The following is a 16,596-nucleotide window of genomic DNA, read 5'->3' as shown; positions in this document are numbered from 1 at the left end:
CGGGTGATCGCCTGGCGGAGTACGTCGCCTCGGGCACTCCTCGGCCATACTTCCAGGCATGGCTGTCGACGTCCGGCCCTCGGTACTGGTCCGGCGGCCACGCGCCGAGGTCGCCGCGTTCATGTTCGACCCGGCCAACGACCTGAAGTGGACCGGCGGGATCACCGCTAGCAAGCCCGCGCAGCCCGGCCCGCTGGTGCGCGGGGCGAGGTTGCTTGGCCGGACCTTCGCCTACGGCTACGTCGTCACCGAGCACCAGCCGGGTTCACTCGTGGAGATGAAGGACGCGCCGCAGGCACGGTCGTCGCGATCCACGCGCGCGGGAACCCCGGCAGGTTCTTCCGCTGGGCCACCCCGTTGATGACGCGACAGGTCCGCCGGAGCATCGCCGGGGACCTCGACCGGCTGCGCGCGTGCCTGGAGACGTGACGAAAGGTCCCGCAACGACAAAGCCGTTGCGGGACCGGGTGTCGCGGGTGGGTCAGGCGTTCAGGATGGCGAGGATGGCGTTGAGCAGGTTGACCAGGGCCTGCAGATCGGCGGGCGGGCCGGGGTTGAGCAGTCCCGCGATCGCGCACAGCAGGTTGCCGAGCAGGTTGCCCGGGCCGGACTCGGCGGTGATGTTGAGGTGCACCTGGTTGAGGTGCACGACCAGGCCGAGCAGGTTCAGGTCGAGCGGCCCGAGGACCAGGTCGAGGATCTGGCAGGTGGCCTGCGTGCCGGCGCCGGGCGCGATCGCCGTGGGCAGCGTGACGGTGGGGGAGGCGGTGCCCACCGGCTGACCCGCCGAGTCGACCAGGGTCAGGTCGGCCACGCCCTGGGACAGGATCTGGTCGCCCTGGGCGATGAACTGCGTCGGGGTGAACGTGCCGGTCGCGGTGCCCGTGCCGCCAAGGGCGTCGGTGAACGTGCCCGCGATCGGCGTGCTGACCGGGGCCGCGGCCGGAGCCGCCGGGGCGGCCGCGCCGGTACCGGCGAAAAGGGCGATCAGTGCGGTGACCAGCAGACCGATGATGGCCGGTCTGCGAATAGCGGAAAATCTCACTCTGCGCTCCTTCCGGGGAATTCTTACCTCCTTCGAATGACCATTGGCGGCGCGCCAAAACAACTCACCGTGCGTGACCTATGTCACTTGATCAACAGGGACCTGCAGCGTAACCACTGTTTCTGTTCGTCGTTCGGTTGCGCTAGGTAGCCGAATCGAGTGGATCATCTGGGCGAATATCCGCGCGGTTATTTGTCGGATGAACCGTTCACCGAATTATTTTGGCCCGCAATCTGCTGCCGGGTGAACTGCGGGAATTCGGGCTGCGGCAGCTCGCCGAGGTGGACTCCGAGGTCGCGCCGGGCGCAGGTGTAGAACAGGTTGCGCAGCCGGACGGACTCCTTGTAGGCGGTGATGAACCCGGTCTGGTCGATGTCGGTGTCGTGCACCAGGCGTTCCAGCTCCCAGACCGAGGCGGCCCACCCCTGGGCGGTCCGCACCGTCTCCGGTTCGCCGAGCAGCAGCACCGGTTCCCAGTTGACCGCCCGTTCGTTGCCGATCTCGGTCAGCGCCTCCAGGCCTTCCGCCAGCGGGATGCCCTGGCCGCCGGTGAGGATGCCCTTGCCGACCATGATCCGCTGGCACATCCGGGCGGCGGCCTTGACCGAGTTCGCGTAGTCGGCGTAAGCAGTCAGGCGGCGGTCGTCCCAGCGGGAGGTCTGGGTTCGCCGCCAGCGGGAGCGTTCGACCAGGCTGGTGGCCAGGAAGGTCGCCCCCGACCCGAGCAGCACGCCGACCATGGTCAACACCTGCTGTAACGCTGGATTCATTGTGCCCCAGGCCTTTCGTTCGTGGCCGCCCATAGTGCCACGTCCGCGTTGCGGCCGGGGAGCCCTGCACGGCCCCAAAGGGATGTCCGTCTGGCTGCCCCATCGGACACCCCCGGCAGGGGGACCGCGATGGAACACTCGGCCGTCATGCGGCAGGTCGGCAATGGGCGGTACTCGCTTGTCCGCGAGCTCGGGCGCGGTGGGATGGGTGTGGTGTGGCTGGCGCAGGACACCGTGCTGGACCGGCAGGCCGCCGTCAAGGAACTGATCATGCCGCCCGGGGTGCCCGCCGAGGAGCGGAGCATCTTCCAGGAACGGGTCATCCGGGAGGCGCGCATCGCCGGCCGCCTGGCCAACCCGGGCGTGGTCACCGTCTATGACCTGATCAAGGACAACGACGAGACGTTCATCGTCATGGAGTTCGTCCAGGCGCCGACGCTGACCGAGCTGGTCGAGCGCGACGGCCCGATGCATCCGGTCCGGGCGGCGCGGCTGGCCGCGGAGCTGTTGTCCGCGTTGGAGGCCGCGCACGCGGCGGGGATCGTGCACCGGGACGTCAAGCCGGGCAACGTGATGGTGCCGCCGGCCGGGTCGGCCAAGCTGACCGACTTCGGCATCGCGCAGTCCTTCGAGGACCCGCGGCTCACCTCGACCGGGTCGCTGATCGGGTCACCCGCGTACATGTCGCCGGAACGGCTCGAAGGCGGCGAGGTGTCCCCGGCCTGGGACCTGTGGGCGTTGGGCGCCACGCTGTTCTTCGCCGTCGAGGGCTATTCGGCCTATCAACGGCAGACCACGTCGGCGACCATGCTCGCGGTGATGACCGAGCGGCCGGAACCCCGGTTGTGCCAGGGACCGCTGGCGCAGCTGATCAACGGCCTGCTCGAACCCGACCCGAACCGGCGGCTCGGCGCGCAGGGGGCCCGGCGGCTGATCGAGCACGCGCTCGGCCACGCCCAGGCGCCGGACGTGCCGACGATCAGGTCGGCTCCGGTCGCGATGCCGGTGCAGGTTCCGGTGCAGGTTCCGGGGCCCTACCCGGCGAAGCCCCGCAAGCACATCTACGCCGCCGCGATCTCGGCGGTCGTCGTCGCGCTTGTCGCGGTCGTGGTCATCGTCGTGGTGAACTCCCAGACTCCCAACAACAACGCGTCCGCCAACACGCCGGCCACCAGCCGCACGACACCGGGAACCTCGCTGCGGTACTCGATCCCGGCCACGACGACCACCAAAGCCCGCACGACGTCCAAGGCGATGGTGCCGGTCATGACGTACGGCCCCGGCGGCGACGTCGTCGGCCTGGACGGTCCGATGATCGCGGGCGACTGCATGACCTGGATGCCCAAGAAGGGCGGGCCGCCGCCGGACACCTTCCCGACCGTCGGCTGCTACGGCCCGCACGACGTGGAGGTCCTGGAACAGAGCTGGGCGAACCGGGAGCTGGAGAAGGACGTGCCCTACCCGCCGTTCGACCAGCTCGCCGCCGAGACCGCGGCGTTCTGCACGGGCATCTTCCTGTCGCCCAAGGTCACGCCGCCGAACAAGGAGGACATCCTGAGGTACTGGGTGTTCGTGCCGACCGCGGAGGCCTGGCGGATCAAGACCGTCAACGGGTACCGCAGGTCCGACCGGCTGACCTACTGCTTCGTCGGCAAGGCGGACGGCTCGAAGCTCACCGAGCCGGTCATGTCCCATGACTGACCTGCGGAAACCTGGAATTGTCGGTGGGCACCGGTAGCTTGTGCGACATGAATGCTGGGGAACGGATCCGGGAACTGGCCGGCCAGGTGGTGCGGCTGCGCGACGCGTACTACCAGGGCGAGCCGCTGGTGGCGGATGCCGAGTACGACGCCGTCGAGGACGAGCTGCGGACGCTGATCGGGGCGCACCCGGAGCTGGCTCCGGACCCGAACCCGCTGGAGCAGGTGGGCGCGCCCGCGGTGCTGCACGCTCCGGTCCGGCATGCGCGGCCGATGCTGTCGCTGGAGAAGGCGAACCGGCCCGAGCAGGTCGTCGCGTTCTTCGGCCGTTTCCCCGGCCAGCCGGTGGTGGTCATGCCCAAGCTGGACGGGCTGTCGCTGTCGCTCGTGTACCAGGATGGGCGGCTGGCGCGGGCGGTCACCCGGGGCGACGGCACCACTGGTGAGGACGTGACCTTCCTGGTCAAGGCGCTGACCGACGGCATCCCCGACCGGATCCCCGCTCCCGGCCGGGTCGAGGTGCGCGGCGAGGCGGTGATGCTGCGCTCCACGTTCGCCGCCTACAACGCGGACCATCCGGACCGGCCGTTGATCAACCCGCGCGGGGCCGCGGCGGGCACCCTGCGGGCCAAGGACCCGGCCACGGTGGCCGGGAGACGGTTGCGGTTCTTCGCGTTCGACCTGGACACCGAGACCGACCCGGGCGACGCCGGGGCCGACCTGCACGACGGGCTGCGTGCGCTCGGGTTCGACGCGGCCGAGATGCAGCACTGCGCGGACGCCGAGGCCGCGCAGGTGGTGATCGAGCGGATCGAGCAGCAGCGCAACGAGCTCGACTACGACCTGGACGGAGCGGTGCTCCGGCTGGCCAACCGGGACGCGTTCGCGGCCGCTGGGACCCGGTCGAGCTCGCCGCGGGGCGCGCTGGCGTACAAGTTCGCCGCCGAGGAGAAGACCACGGTACTGGTGGACGTGGTCTGGGATGTCGGCAAGACCGGCAAGATCGCCCCGGTGGCCCGGCTGGAACCGGTGTTCGTCGGCGGGACCACGGTCGTCCGCGCGACCCTGGCCAACCAGGAGGTGATCCGCGCCCGCGACATCAAGATCGGCGACACGGTCCTGGTGCGCCGCGCGGGCGACGTGATCCCGTTCGTCGCGGGTGTGCTCGACGCGTCGAAGCGGACCGGCGCGGAGCGGGAGATCGTGCCGCCCGCGACCTGCCCGTCCTGCGAGCAGCCGCTGACCGAGCAGGGCAACAGCCGGGAACTGTTCTGCACCAACGTGTCCTGTCCCGGGCAGACCGTGCGGCGGCTGGTGCACTGGGCCTCGCGGGACGCGGCCGACATCGAGGCCGTCGGCAAGGTGTGGATCGAGCGCCTGGCCGAGGCCGGGATCCTGGAGAACCCGTCGGACTTCTACCGGCTGACCGAGGAGCGGCTGCTGGAGTTCGACCGGATCGGCGAGGTCTCGGCCGCGCGCATGATCGAGTCGATCGACGCCAGCCGCCAGGTCGGCCTGCGCCGGGCGCTGATCGGGCTGGCGATCCCGATGGCCTCCGAGGGCACCGCCGCCCGGCTGTGCCGCGCGGGGTTCGGCTCCCTGGAAGAGGTCGCCGACGCGGGCGAGGAGCGGCTCGTCGCCGTGGAGGACATCGGGGCGAAGGTCGCGGCGTCGCTGACCACGCACCTGGCCCGGCTGCGGCCGGAGATCGAGCAGCTGCGTGCGGTCGGTGTCTCGCTGGACGTGCGCGACGAGGACCTGCCCCCGGTCGTCGCGTCGGATGCGCCTTTGGCGGGCAAGACCGTGGTGATCACCGGCGCGATCAGCGATCCGCGGTCCGGTGAGAAGGTTCCCCGGCCGACATTCCAGCGGCTGTGCGAAAAGGCGGGCGCCACCGCCGCCTCCTCCGTCTCGGCGAACACCGACATGCTGATCACCGGCGCAGAGGTCGGGGCCAGCAAGCTCACCAAGGCCGAGAAGCTCGGCGTCCAGGTCGTCGACCAGGGCGAGATCTGGCAGCAGCTGATCGCGGCCGGGATCGCCTAGACGAGTAAGTCCTAACTCGGTCAGTGGTCCTGTTGTCCGGTCGGTGAGCGACCTGGACGTCCCAGGAGGGCCAGGTGTGGCTTTCAGTGGTCTGCGCGAGTGGCTCCCTGTGACTGGCCGCCTGGCCCTTCCCTTCCGACGACTCGGCTGCTGATTGAGAGCAGCACTGCTGTGGCTGAATAGGGACCTGCCAGCGAGATCGTCTCGGGACTGGACACCGGCATGAGAGATCTGGTTGGGCCGGGCATGGGCTGGAGTGGACATCGGCGAGCAGCGTCACCACGCGGTGGTGGTGAACGCCCACGGCGACAAGACGTTCTCGCGGCGTGTGGCCAACGACGAGCCCGCGCTGCTGGAGCTCATCGGAGAAGTCAGCTCCCTGACCAGGGAGCTGGTATGGGCCATTGACCTGCATAGCAGCGAGTCCGCTTTGCTGCTGGCCCATGGGTCATCGGGTCGTCTATCTGCCCGGCATGGCAGTGAATCAGGCCACGAGAACCTACCGGGGCGCGGGCAAGACCGATGCCAAGGACGCCTACGTTATCGCCGACCAAGCTCGCATGCGCCGTGGCCTGACTGAAGTGCGGGTGGACGAGGAGTTGGTCGTCGAGCTGCGCATGCTCACCGCCCACCGTCAAGATCTGGTCTCTGACCGCACACGCGCGGCCAACCGGCTGCATGGCCAGCTGCCGGCCGTCAGCCCAGCGCTCGAGCGCGCACTGGACCTTCGCAACCAGGGACCGCTGGTCTTGCTGACCGGCTTCCAGACCCTGGCGGGGTTGCGGACGGCCGGCGTCGGGCAAGTGGCCGCGTGGCTACACGGTCGCAAGGTCCGCTCGGCTGCGGCGCTGGCCGCAGCAGCTGTGGACGCTGCGTATCAGCAGAGTACGAGCTTGCCCGGTGAACAGCTGGCCGGCCAGCTGATCGCCAGGCTCGCCGGGGCGGTGATGGCCCTTGATGCCCAGATAAAGGACGTCGACCAGCTCATCGAAGACCGGTTTCACCGCGACCGGTCCGCTGAAGTGATCGCCAGCATGCCTGGCGTGGGCGTGCTGCTGGGCGCCGAGTTCCTGGCCGCCACCGGCGGAGACATGACGACCTTCGGGTCAGCAGGTCGCCTGGCCAGCCTCGCGGGCGTCTGTCCGGTGCCGCGCGACTCCGGTCGGCTGTCTGGCAACCTGCACCGGCCGAAGAGATACCACCGTGGCTTGCAACGTGTCTTCTACACGTCAGCGCTGATCAGCATCCGGTGCAGCCCGCAGTCCCGCCAGTTCTACGACCGCAAGCGCGCCGAAGGCAAACGCCATACCCAAGCCGTGCTCGCCCTCGCACGACGTCGGGTGAACGTCTTATGGACCCTGCTGCGCGAAGAACGCTGCTACGAACCTGAGCCACCCCAAGCCAAAGCGGCCTGACACGACCTCCCCTCTTGACAATCCTATTGAGAGTCGTAGGCGATCAAGGACCGAGTGAGGGACTGGCCGGTGGCCCGGTTGTGCCAGATGGCTGCGGTCAGCGCGAGGATACGTTGAGCGACGCGGGCAGTGACACCGTCGATGGTGCGGCCGCCGTGGCGTTCGAGGTCGAGCTGGCCTTTGAGCGTGTCGTTGACTGACTCGATCAACTGCCGGACGGGCTTGAGCAGGTGTTGGGCCGGATGCGGAGTGCGGTTGCGGTAGGACGGACGCAGCAGCCGGACTGCGCGTTCGGCGAGGACCTGGTCGAGTTCTGCGGAGGTGTAGCCCCTTGTCGGCGGTGACCAGCAGACCCTGGCCGGTCGGGCAGAATCGATGGGTCGTGCTCCAGCGTCGCCCTGAGGATCTGGCGTTCGTCGATCTTCGGGCTGGCCAGTGCCCAGGTGATCGGCAGCCCCGCCGGGGTGCAGATCAGATGCAGGCGCAGGCCCCAGAGGAACCGGGAATGACTGGCGCAGTAGCCGTATCCGACCCATCCGGCTAGCTCGGAGCGTCGGACGGTGTCGCGGGGGATCGAGCACATTCCACCGGGGTGGGGGCGGTGATCCAGGTGGTGTCGCTCCATAGGTCGGTGTCCATGGCCAGCATGCGGATCACCCGTTTAAGCAGTGGTACCGCGGCGCGCAGGCGTTTGTTGTCGCCGGATTGGCCGGGCAGGTAGGGAAAGGCGCCGGGCAGGTGGCGGGTACGAAGCGCAGCCAGCGGGTTTCGGATGGAATGCCGAGCAGGGCTTGGGCCACGGCCAGAGTGAGCAGTTCAGCGTCGGTCAATCGTGGTGGTCGCCCAGGCCTTCCGGCGGTGCGGTCCTGCTGTTCAGAGGTGACTGCGAAGCCGGGCCGTCGCGGCGGTGGCGGACCTCCGGCGCGGGACACTAGCCCGATGGTCGGTGTGGCGGAGTGTGAGCGCGTGCAGGCGAACTGGTTCGTCGCGCGGGCCCGGGCGTGTGGTGGTTCGGTGTGGACGGACGGCGGGATGCTGTGGACCGACGGGCCGGACGGTGTGAACGTCCTGTTCCCGTCCCGGCTCGACCTGCAGGCGTTGCACCGTGGCGTGCAGCGCGCCCAGGATCTCGGGCGCAGTCCCGTCGGCGCCTGGCTGGGGCTGGCGGTCGACCCCGGACCGTTGGCCGCGGCCGGGTTCGAGCGCGGTTGGTCGCCGTGGTGGATGACCGCCGACCTCGCCGACATCCCCGAGACCCACGACCCCCGGGTCCGCCTGGAGACCGATACCACTGACTACACAGGCGAGTTCGCCGACTACCGCGACCAACTCGCCTTGGCCCGCGAGCAACCCACACGCGCCTGGTACGCCGCCGCGCACCTACCCGACGGTGCTTTCGCGGGCCGCGCATGGTCCTTTCTGGACGGCGACCTGGCCGGCGTGTTCGACATGAACGTCTGGCCGCCCTTCCAGCGCCGCGGCCTCGGCACTGCCCTCCTGTCCGCGATCTGCGCCGCTGCCCACAAAGCCGGTGCCCACCACGCCGTCCTCAACGCAACCCCAGACGGAAAACACCTCTACCGCACCCGCGGCTTCACCCAGATCGGCGAAGGCATCACCTGGTGGCGCCACCTCCCCTGACCGCGCACCGAAGCCTGGTCCGCTTGTTGGCACCCGAAAGGGCGCAGGTCAGCCGACGAGTGCGGCGGTGGTGGTGTATGCGATGGCGGCCACGCCGAGGCCCGCGACGAGGCTGATGATCACGTTCATCGCCGCGTAGAAGCGGGCCTTCTCCTGCAGCAGGCGCACGGTCTCGTAGCTGAACGTGCTGTAGGTGGTGAGGGCTCCGCAGAAACCGGTGCCCACCAGGGCCAGGACCGGGTCCGGCAGGGCGGTGCCCGCACCCGCGAGGGCGCCCAGCACGAGGCAGCCGAGGATGTTGACGCTGAAGGTTCCCCACGGGAACAGACTGTCGTGACGGGCCTGCACGAGTCGATCGGTGAGGTACCGCAGGGGCGCGCCGACCGTGGCGCCGAGGAACACCAGCAGGGCGGTCACACGGCCACCTTCCGGACGATCCAGATGCCCGCCATGGTGGCCGGCAGCGCAGCCACGAGCGTGCCCGCGAGGTAGCCGAAGGCAAGGCCGATGGTGTTGGGCCGCAACAGGTTGTGGAACTCCACGGCATAGGTGGAGAACGTGGTGAACCCGCCGAGGACACCGGTGCCGAGCAGCGGGCGGACCAACCGGTGCGCGGTCCACACCTCGGTGATCAGGGCCATGAGCACACCGATGAGCAAGCAGCCGGCGACGTTGGTGATGAACGTCGCCCACGGGAAGTGGCCGGGCGCTGTGGGCCAGAGTTGCGCCAGGCCGTAGCGGGCCAGCGCGCCGAGCCCGCCGCCGAGGGCGATCACCCCCAGGACGGGACCGTGCCGGCGGACCAGTTCTCGGCGTTGCCGGGGCATCCGGAGATCGACATCCGGATCGACGGGCACTTCGACCGAGGGCCGGGCTTCACTCACAGACGTACTCCTACTCAGCAGGCGTTGCCGCTTTCGAGTAGGGACTGTTGGCAGCCGTGCTGCGGTTGTCCGGACCGTCCGGAGCGGCGAGCCCCACCACCGCTGACGTGAACGATACAGCAGGCCCTGGGCCGGGTCCGCGCCTGAGTCATCGGCGAGCCGAACCGATCAGGCGGTCGTCGGGGCCGGCCATCGGGCCGCCGTGGGTGGCCATCAGCCCAGGGTGAGGACGATGTCGGCCACCTGGCGAGGCATCGACAGGAACGGCGAGTGCGAGCTGTCCAGCGTTACCACCGAGGTCGGGTTCTCGGGGAAGGCGGCGTCCGCGTCGGCGATGAACCTCCGTTGCGTGGGCGGCCGGATCGCCATGTCCTGGGTGCAGATGACGTACGTGCGTGGCACCGAACCCCATCCGTCGCTGGTCAACGTGGTGGCGCCGCCCGCGATGCCGGCCGGCGCGTCCGGCGTCATCAGCCGGATCGCCGCGTCGGCGACCGCGGGGTCCACATCCCCGAGGAAGGCGTCACGGAGTTGCTGGTGGTAGACCGGGTCTTCCGAGGTGACGTCGAGCCGCAGGGCGCCGATCACCGCCGGGTCGGCCCGCAGCGAGGGTACGACCAGTTCGCCTTCGTTCTCGGGCATGGCGATGTACGCGGCGGCCGGGATGTCCGAGGCCGGCATGAACGCGGCCAGGTACACCGCGTGCGCCACCAGATCCGGCGCGAGCTGGGCCGCGCGCGTCAGCACGGTGCCGCCCATGCTGTGCGCGACCACCGTGACGGGCCCGCCGCGCCCGACCTCCTTGATCTGCGAGACCAGCAGCTCCCCGGCCTGATCGAGGTTCACATCGGCCACCCGCGAGGGTTCGGCGGCCACCGCGTCACCACGCAACGGGTGCTCAGGCAAACGGGACCGCAGCCCATGCCCGGCCATGTCCACCGCCACCGAAGGGCGTCCGGCAGTGGCCGTGTGCATCATCACCTCGCTCCAGCACCACGACCCATGCCAGAAACCGTGAACGAACAGCAGCGGACTGAAACCACCGGACATCGGCACTCCTCTGTGACTCTGTACCCGTTGCGGCCACTCGGTTTCCAGCTCGCACCGGGTGCAGAGGATCACAACACCCCGACGACACCTGGGAAACACCTCTTCCATTCACCGGAAGTCCGCAGTTGGCCGTTCTCCGCCGCGATGGCCGTGGGATCGCTTCGATCTTGATCGGGGTGCGGGCTGGGCATTCCCTGTGCGCGCAGGCGAGATTCGGGCGATTCTGGGTATGCGTCATCGCTGGAACGTGACTTCGATACCCACCCACGGGTCGGGCTTGCGGCGGATCACGTACCACGCCCGCGCCAGCCGGGCCAGCGGTGTCTTGCGGGCCATCAGTTTGTAGGCGTGATGGGTCTCCTCGGTGTCCAGAATCCGCCCGGTGCCTTCGATGCCCTGCGCGTCGGGCGGGATGGTGCCCGCCGAGTCGCACGGCGCGACGATCACCCGCGAGTTGTTGCGCAGCCGCTTGAGTTTCCCGGTGTTGGCGTAGCTCAGCACGTACAGCGTGCCGTCGCTGACCACCCCGCCCACCGGTGTGGCGACCTTGGTGCCGTCCTTGCGGAACGTGGTCAGGCTGACGTTGCTGCTCCTGGCGATCCGGTCGAGCGCTGAACTGTTCATGACTTGGACCATACAGTTCGAGAACTGAACTGTGCGAGTTATGTACCATAAGGGTGGTGCCCGCGTCAGCAGATGTGTCCGCCGGAAGCGGCGACATGCTGCCACGGTGGACAGTCCATTGACAGCAACCGGCTCAGGCGGAGTTCTTCGCTTCGAGGGTGACCGTGTAGCAGAGGGCCACGATGAACGCGGCCGCCGCGGGCGGGAGTAGGAAGAACATCGCCAGCCCGGCGCCGATGTTCGCGCCGATGGCCGGGGCGGTGAAGATCCAGTAGGTCACGGCGGCCAGGACTCCCGCGATCACCAGCGGCAGGGCCACACCCCAGCCCCACCGTCGGTCGGCTCGGTCCTTGCTGATCGCCGAGATCGTGGCCACCAGCACCGCGAGGGCCACCGCCGCACACGCGATTCCCAGCAGGATCCTCGGCAGTGAACCGTCGGCGGGCAGCAGGCCCCACGTCGCCACCGGTACGGCGAGGACGAGCAGCCAGACCAGGCCAGGCAACCACTTCGGACGCTGTCCCGGTTTTCCTGCCACGAACCGGACACTACCGGCGAACGCGCGTCACCGCCGGACGGAACGGTCAGATCCGCGGCGGGCCCGCGTCGACCACGTGCATGGACAGCTCGAGCGGATCGAAGTGGATCAGCGACTCCATCCACCAGGTCATCCCCGCCTCGTGCAGTCCCCACGTCTGTGGCGTCACCGAAACCGCTGAAGTCCCCGGACAGCGGGGTGAGTGGGGGCCGAGCAGGATGGTGTCCGGATGAGAGCTGATCGTATAGCGGTCGTCTCGCTATGACGCAGGTCACTGGCAAACGGTGACAGGGTGTTGTCGCGTGCGGCGGGGAACCTTAACGGCATGACGATCACCGACGAGGACTGCCTCGACGAGACCCTGGCGTTCAACGACCAGTTCATGGCCACTGCCGCGAAACGTCCGGAGAAGCCGGACGCGAGCCTGCTGGCGTTTCTGCGGCGGAACCGGCTCGGCGGCGACTCACCACCGGTGATGCTGCCGCAGGGACAGGATCGCGCGGTCGGCCATGGGGTGCGGGTCAGGGTGTTCGTGCCGGAGCACGTCGAGGGTGTGTACCTGCACATCCACGGCGGTGGTTGGGCATTCGGCTCGGCGGACGGGCAGGACGAACGGTTGTGGCGGCTCGCCGTGGCGGCGCGGCTGGCTGTGGTGAGCGTCGAGTACCGGCTGGCGCCGGAGCACCCGTTCCCAGCCGGGCCGGACGACTGCGAAGTGGCCGCACGGTGGCTGGTGGACCACGCGGCGGCGGAGTTCGGCACCGACCGGCTGCTGATCGGCGGCGAATCGGCGGGCGCGCACCTGTGCGTCGTGACGTTGCTGCGGCTGCGCGACCGGCACGGTATCGCGGGCGCGTTCCGGGCGGCTCACCTGCTGTTCGGCGCGTACGACCTGTCGATGACGCCCAGCCAGCGGTTGTTCGGCTCGCGGCCGTTGCTGAGCAACACCGACTCGCTGCGCGGCAGCTACGAGATGTTCACCCCCGGGATGACCGCTGAGCAGCGCCGCGACTCGGAGGTCTCGCCGCTGTTCGCCGACCTTTCCGGGTTACCGCCTGCTCGGATGGTGGTCGGGACCGAGGATCCGCTGCTGGACGACTCCCGGTTCCTGGCCCAACGGTGGCCGGCACCGGTCCGGTTCGGCATCGTCGCCGGTGCGATGCATGGCTTCACCTTGTTCCCGCTGACCATCACCGAACGGGAGTTACAGCGGCAACAGGACTTCCTGGCGTCGGCCTGATGAACCGCACCGCCCGGCTGTACGCGTTGGTGGAGGAGTTGCGTGCGGCGCCGCGGCCGCGAACGGTCTCGGCGCTCGCGGCGCGGTTCGAAGTCAGCGAGCGCACCGTGCAGCGCGACCTGCAGGCGTTGATGGCGGCCGGTTCCCCGGTCCGCTCCACCGCGGGTCGCGGCGGTGGCTGGTCGATCGACCCGGCGATGACCCTGCCGCCGATCCGGTTCACCGCCGAGGAAGCCGAGGCGTTGTCGGCTGCGCTGGCGGCGGCTGAAGCTTCCGGCCCGTACGCCAGTGCGGTCCGCACCGCCTCCCTGAAGATCGCCGCCTCGATGACCGGGCCGCAACTCGTCGGGCGGATCGTCGCGCTCCCGTCGCGGACCGACGCGGCTGTCCGGGCAGCGGTGGAACGGGCCCTTACCGGCAACCTGGTGCTGCGACTGTCCTATGTGGACGCATCTGGGCGGGAAAGCGACCGGGTGGTCGAGCCGGCCGGGCTGCTCACCGCCGAGGGCCGGTGGTACCTCATCGCCTGGTGCCGCACCCGGCAGGCCGGTCGCGGCTTCCGGCTGGACCGGATCACCGCGGCGGCGCCCACCACCGAGCGTGCGCGACCCCACGACCTGGCCGACCTGCTGCGGGGTTCGGCCGCAATCGCCACAGAACGGACCCAGTGACATTCAGTGCACCTGGCGGGAATGGCCTTTCCAGAACGGTTCGCGCAGCTTGAACTTCTGGATCTTGCCGGTGGCGGTGCGTGGCAGCTCGTCGAGGAACTCCACGCGCTTGGGGCATTTGTAGCCGGCGAGGAACTCGCGGCAGTGCTTGATCAGCTCCTCGCCGGTCACCTCGGTGCCGTCGGTGACCACCAGCGCGGTCACCAGCTCGCCCCACTTCTCGTCGGGGATGCCGATCACCGCGGCCTCGCGCACGGCGGGGTGCGAGTTCAGCGCGTCCTCGACCTCGATCGACGAGACGTTCTCGCCGCCGGAGATGATGACGTCCTTCTTGCGGTCGGCGATGGTGAGGTAGCCGTCCTCGAACGAACCGCCGTCGCCGGTGTGGAACCAGTTGCCTTCCTGCACGCGGGCGGTCTCGCCGGGGTTCTCCCAGTAGCCGTCGAGGTTGTGGTTGGACTGGGCGAGCACCTCGCCGTCGGTGTCCACGGAGATCCGCACGCCCAGCGCGGGCGTACCGGCGCGGCCGAGCAGTTTGGCCTGCTCGTGCGGATCGAGCTCGGCCCATTCGGTGCGCATCCGGTTGACCGTCAGCAGCGGCGCGGTCTCGGTGAGGCCGTAGATCTGGATGAACTCCCAGCCCAGCTCGGCCCGGACGCGTTCGATCGTGCGCGTGGGCGGCGGCGCACCGGCCACGACGATCCGGACGCGGTCGCGGCCGGGGATCTCGCCGTCCCAGGTGGCGGCGCCGTCGAGGGCGGCGGTGACGACCGCGGGCGCGGCGCAGAGAATGGTGACGCCGTGCTGCTCGATGCGGCGCAGGATCTCGGTGCCGTCGACCTTGCGCAGCACGATGTGCCGGCCGCCGAGACCGGTGACCGCGTAGGGCATGCCCCAGCCGTTGCAGTGGAACATCGGCAACGTGTGCAGCAGGACGTCGTTGTCGTTCAACGTCGTGTGCAGGCCGAAGACCGCGGCGTTGAGCCAGATGTTGCGGTGGGTGAGCTGCACGCCCTTGGGCCGGGCGGTGGTGCCCGAGGTGTAGTTGATGGTCGCGGTGGCCGACTCGTCGCCCGCCCACGGCTGCGGTTCGCCGTCCCCGCCCCAGATCGCCTCGTCGTCGCGGCCGAGGACGAACACGTGCTTCGCGGTGACGGTGTCGCGCAGGTGTTCCAGTTCGGGGTCGAGCAACAACACCTCGGCGCCGGAATGCTCGACGATGTAACGAACCTCGGGCGCGGCGAGGCGGAAGTTCACCGGCACCAGCACCCGGCCCCAGCCGGAGACGCCGAAGAACGACACGAGCAGGCGGGCGGCGTTGTGCGACACGATCGCGACACGGCCACCGGCCGGTACACCGAGGGCGTCGAGATTCGCGGCCTGCGCGCGGGCCCGGCGCGCGATCTCGCGGTAGGTGAGCGAACCCCAGCTCGGCGCGGGCTGGTCCGGCTCGTCGACCACCCCGACACGGTCGGGGTACACGGTCTCCGCGCGGTCGAGGAAGTCCCGGACACTCAGATCGAAGAACACGCGCCCGTTCCCTTCGCTGCCCGTTCAGCCAGAACAGCGACTCTATGACGCGTCACGGTCCAGGGCAACCGAGGGGCGCCCGTCCTGTTCGGACCCTCGTGGGTGGCCGTGCCCGCACCACCACCCACGAGGCTGAGCTGCGGTTACTTGGGCTCGAGCACGAACACCGGGATCTGCCGGTCGGTCTTGGTCTGGTACTCGGCGTAGGCCGGGTAGGCCGCCACCGCGCGCTCCCACCACTCGGCGCGCTCGGCGCCCTCGGCCTCCCGCGCGACGTACTGCTTGGTCACGGTCCCGTCCTGCAACGGGAACTCGGGGTGTGCCTTGATGTTGTGATACCAGGTCGGGTGCTCGGGGGCGCCACCCTTGGACGCGACGATCGCGTACCTGCCCTCGTGCTCCACCCGCATGACCGGGATGTAGCGCAGCTTGCCGGACTTCGCGCCACGCAGGGTGAGCAGCACGATCGGCTTGCCGAGAACCAGGATCCCCTCGGTGGTCCCAGTTTCCAAGATCTTCTTGGTCTGGTTCTGCACCCAGTCGGTCGGGCTGAGCTCAATGGTCTCATCAGACATGTCCACCCTGAACACATTCAGCGCGGCAGGTATTCCCGAGCCGGGTTCAAGGACAACACCATCCACAGTGGACTATTGCAGAGGGCAGGTTTTCACCGCGCGTTGAACAGCAACGGGACGCCGGTCAGCAGGGCCCAGATGATCACGACCGACCAGCCGAGGATCCACACCGAACCAGGGACCAAGGTCTTGCGCGCCAACAGGTCGGCGTCGTTGTGCTCGGGCTTGTCCTTGCGGATGGCGATCAGGTGCAGCAGGCCGCCGGCCTCGTTGGTCAGCAGCAGCCAGGTTTCGGTGCAGGCGATGTAGTTCTGCATCGCCGGCGAGCCCCAGACCAGCGCCACGAACGGAAGCAGGCCGACCGTCAGCACGAACAACGTGGTGGCGATGTCGCTGCCGAGCAGCAGGAGGACCACCATCAGGCCGGTGGTGATGGCCAGGACCGCGGGTGCGTGCCCCCGGTTGACCAGCCAGGCCGCGCCGACTCCGGCGAGCGGCGGCATCGCGTACCCGGCGGCCGCGGCGAGCACGTTGGAGGGCCAGAACGTGCCCGGGAGCACGGCGCCCTCACCGGGACCGGTGATCTTGAACCGTTTGACGCCCGCGCCGGTCGCGATGGCCGTCAACGCGTGGCCGGCCTCGTGGACGATCGTGCTGAGGGCGGTGAACCCCCACAACAGCGCGGGTCTGGACCGGTCGGACAGCACAACGACCGACGACGCCGTGACCAGCACGGCGAACACGCCGCTCGTCACGACCATCCACGACTCCGGCGCCGGTATCGTCGCGCCGATCCCACCCTCGGCCATCCGCCAACGCAACCAGATCGTCCGGCCGCGGACCAGTGCCGAAAGCCCGGGGCGGAGC

Annotated in this window: 18 protein-coding genes and 1 pseudogene; 7 read left to right on the top strand and 12 right to left on the bottom strand. The window is 69.3% G+C overall.

Annotated elements, in window-relative coordinates; translation table 11 throughout:
- The first annotated feature begins 58 nt into the window (after positions 1–58).
- Positions 59–361, top strand: coding sequence for a hypothetical protein (locus tag AB0J95_RS15105; RefSeq protein WP_364757355.1), 303 nt, complete (start codon positions 59–61; stop codon positions 359–361).
- 120 nt (positions 362–481) lie between these two features.
- Here the strand turns inward: AB0J95_RS15105 and AB0J95_RS15100 are convergent, their stop codons facing one another.
- Entirely contained in the window at positions 482–1,045 is a 564-nt protein-coding gene (locus tag AB0J95_RS15100; protein WP_364757353.1) for a hypothetical protein, read from the bottom strand.
- 188 nt (positions 1,046–1,233) lie between these two features.
- Positions 1,234–1,785 (bottom strand): hypothetical protein, encoded by a 552-nt coding sequence (locus tag AB0J95_RS15095; protein ID WP_364757970.1) that lies wholly within the window; start codon positions 1,783–1,785, stop codon positions 1,234–1,236.
- 159 nt (positions 1,786–1,944) lie between these two features.
- On the opposite strand from AB0J95_RS15095, the gene AB0J95_RS15090 reads away from it, so the two are divergent.
- From AB0J95_RS15090 to AB0J95_RS15080, 3 genes and pseudogenes are all read left to right on the top strand, one after another.
- Positions 1,945–3,516 (top strand): protein kinase, encoded by a 1,572-nt coding sequence (locus AB0J95_RS15090; RefSeq protein WP_364757352.1) that lies wholly within the window; start codon positions 1,945–1,947, stop codon positions 3,514–3,516.
- Between the two features lie 47 nt (positions 3,517–3,563).
- The gene (ligA, locus tag AB0J95_RS15085) at positions 3,564–5,561 is read left to right on the top strand and encodes an NAD-dependent DNA ligase LigA (RefSeq protein ID WP_364757350.1); all 1,998 of its coding nucleotides are present in this window, start codon (positions 3,564–3,566) and stop codon (positions 5,559–5,561) included.
- 229 nt (positions 5,562–5,790) lie between these two features.
- Positions 5,791–6,976: pseudogene (locus tag AB0J95_RS15080) on the top strand (IS110 family transposase).
- Between the two features lie 23 nt (positions 6,977–6,999).
- On the opposite strand, the gene AB0J95_RS15075 reads toward AB0J95_RS15080, so the two are convergent.
- Complete coding sequence (locus AB0J95_RS15075; RefSeq protein WP_364757348.1) at positions 7,000–7,185, bottom strand: hypothetical protein; 186 nt, start codon at positions 7,183–7,185, stop codon at positions 7,000–7,002.
- Between the two features lie 730 nt (positions 7,186–7,915).
- Between AB0J95_RS15075 and AB0J95_RS15070 the strand changes: the two genes are divergently transcribed.
- Positions 7,916–8,617: a GNAT family N-acetyltransferase gene (locus AB0J95_RS15070; protein WP_364757346.1), complete on the top strand. Its 702-nt coding sequence runs from the start codon at positions 7,916–7,918 to the stop codon at positions 8,615–8,617.
- A gap of 48 nt (positions 8,618–8,665) precedes the next feature.
- On the opposite strand, the gene crcB is transcribed toward AB0J95_RS15070, so the two are convergent.
- From crcB to AB0J95_RS15040, 6 genes are all read right to left on the bottom strand, one after another.
- On the bottom strand, positions 8,666–9,034 hold the full coding sequence (gene crcB / locus AB0J95_RS15065; protein ID WP_364757344.1) for a fluoride efflux transporter CrcB: 369 nt from the start codon (positions 9,032–9,034) through the stop codon (positions 8,666–8,668).
- On the bottom strand, positions 9,031–9,501 hold the full coding sequence (locus AB0J95_RS15060) for a CrcB family protein (protein ID WP_364757343.1): 471 nt from the start codon (positions 9,499–9,501) through the stop codon (positions 9,031–9,033). The genes crcB and AB0J95_RS15060 overlap by 4 nt, the downstream gene beginning before the upstream one ends.
- 213 nt (positions 9,502–9,714) lie before the next feature.
- Positions 9,715–10,551, bottom strand: coding sequence for an alpha/beta fold hydrolase (locus AB0J95_RS15055; protein WP_364757341.1), 837 nt, complete (start codon positions 10,549–10,551; stop codon positions 9,715–9,717).
- A 234-nt stretch (positions 10,552–10,785) separates the two neighbouring features.
- Entirely contained in the window at positions 10,786–11,175 is a 390-nt protein-coding gene (locus tag AB0J95_RS15050; RefSeq protein ID WP_364757339.1) for a PPOX class F420-dependent oxidoreductase, read from the bottom strand.
- 133 nt (positions 11,176–11,308) lie between these two features.
- On the bottom strand, positions 11,309–11,713 hold the full coding sequence (locus tag AB0J95_RS15045) for a hypothetical protein (RefSeq protein ID WP_364757337.1): 405 nt from the start codon (positions 11,711–11,713) through the stop codon (positions 11,309–11,311).
- Between the two features lie 46 nt (positions 11,714–11,759).
- A complete protein-coding gene (locus tag AB0J95_RS15040) occupies positions 11,760–11,882 on the bottom strand; it encodes a hypothetical protein (protein ID WP_364757335.1) in 123 nt (40 codons plus the stop codon).
- 156 nt (positions 11,883–12,038) lie between these two features.
- Here AB0J95_RS15040 and AB0J95_RS15035 point away from each other — a divergent pair, with 156 nt between their 5' ends.
- Positions 12,039–12,953, top strand: coding sequence for an alpha/beta hydrolase (locus tag AB0J95_RS15035; RefSeq protein ID WP_364757334.1), 915 nt, complete (start codon positions 12,039–12,041; stop codon positions 12,951–12,953).
- Positions 12,953–13,624, top strand: coding sequence for a WYL domain-containing protein (locus tag AB0J95_RS15030; RefSeq protein WP_364757333.1), 672 nt, complete (start codon positions 12,953–12,955; stop codon positions 13,622–13,624). The genes AB0J95_RS15035 and AB0J95_RS15030 overlap by 1 nt, the downstream gene beginning before the upstream one ends.
- 3 nt (positions 13,625–13,627) lie before the next feature.
- On the opposite strand, the gene AB0J95_RS15025 is transcribed toward AB0J95_RS15030, so the two are convergent.
- From AB0J95_RS15025 to AB0J95_RS15015, 3 genes are all read right to left on the bottom strand, one after another.
- Entirely contained in the window at positions 13,628–15,154 is a 1,527-nt protein-coding gene (locus AB0J95_RS15025) for an AMP-binding protein (RefSeq protein WP_364757332.1), read from the bottom strand.
- Positions 15,155–15,297: 143 nt separating this feature from the next.
- The gene (locus tag AB0J95_RS15020) at positions 15,298–15,729 is read right to left on the bottom strand and encodes a nitroreductase family deazaflavin-dependent oxidoreductase (protein WP_364757969.1); all 432 of its coding nucleotides are present in this window, start codon (positions 15,727–15,729) and stop codon (positions 15,298–15,300) included.
- Between the two features lie 92 nt (positions 15,730–15,821).
- On the bottom strand, positions 15,822–16,538 hold the full coding sequence (locus AB0J95_RS15015; RefSeq protein WP_364757331.1) for a M50 family metallopeptidase: 717 nt from the start codon (positions 16,536–16,538) through the stop codon (positions 15,822–15,824).
- Between the last annotated feature and the right edge of the window lie 58 nt (positions 16,539–16,596).

This window comes from Actinocrispum sp. NPDC049592, from assembly GCF_040675465.1.
Taxonomy (GTDB): domain Bacteria; phylum Actinomycetota; class Actinomycetes; order Mycobacteriales; family Pseudonocardiaceae; genus Kibdelosporangium.
The sequence above is the reverse complement of the archived record's forward strand: the minus strand, read 5'-3'. Positions and strand labels throughout refer to the sequence as shown.

Coding starts and splice junctions, on each gene's coding strand:
- ligA (WP_364757350.1), top strand. CDS start 3,564: ATGAATGCTGGGGAACGGATCCGGGAACTGGCCGGCCAGGTGGTGCGG.
- AB0J95_RS15035 (WP_364757334.1), top strand. CDS start 12,039: ATGACGATCACCGACGAGGACTGCCTCGACGAGACCCTGGCGTTCAAC.
- AB0J95_RS15030 (WP_364757333.1), top strand. CDS start 12,953: ATGAACCGCACCGCCCGGCTGTACGCGTTGGTGGAGGAGTTGCGTGCG.
- AB0J95_RS15055 (WP_364757341.1), bottom strand. CDS start 10,551: ATGTCCGGTGGTTTCAGTCCGCTGCTGTTCGTTCACGGTTTCTGGCAT.
- AB0J95_RS15015 (WP_364757331.1), bottom strand. CDS start 16,538: ATGGCCGAGGGTGGGATCGGCGCGACGATACCGGCGCCGGAGTCGTGG.
- AB0J95_RS15105 (WP_364757355.1), top strand. CDS start 59: ATGGCTGTCGACGTCCGGCCCTCGGTACTGGTCCGGCGGCCACGCGCC.
- AB0J95_RS15050 (WP_364757339.1), bottom strand. CDS start 11,175: ATGAACAGTTCAGCGCTCGACCGGATCGCCAGGAGCAGCAACGTCAGC.
- AB0J95_RS15095 (WP_364757970.1), bottom strand. CDS start 1,785: ATGGTCGGCGTGCTGCTCGGGTCGGGGGCGACCTTCCTGGCCACCAGC.
- AB0J95_RS15090 (WP_364757352.1), top strand. CDS start 1,945: ATGGAACACTCGGCCGTCATGCGGCAGGTCGGCAATGGGCGGTACTCG.
- AB0J95_RS15020 (WP_364757969.1), bottom strand. CDS start 15,729: ATGTCTGATGAGACCATTGAGCTCAGCCCGACCGACTGGGTGCAGAAC.
- AB0J95_RS15070 (WP_364757346.1), top strand. CDS start 7,916: ATGGTCGGTGTGGCGGAGTGTGAGCGCGTGCAGGCGAACTGGTTCGTC.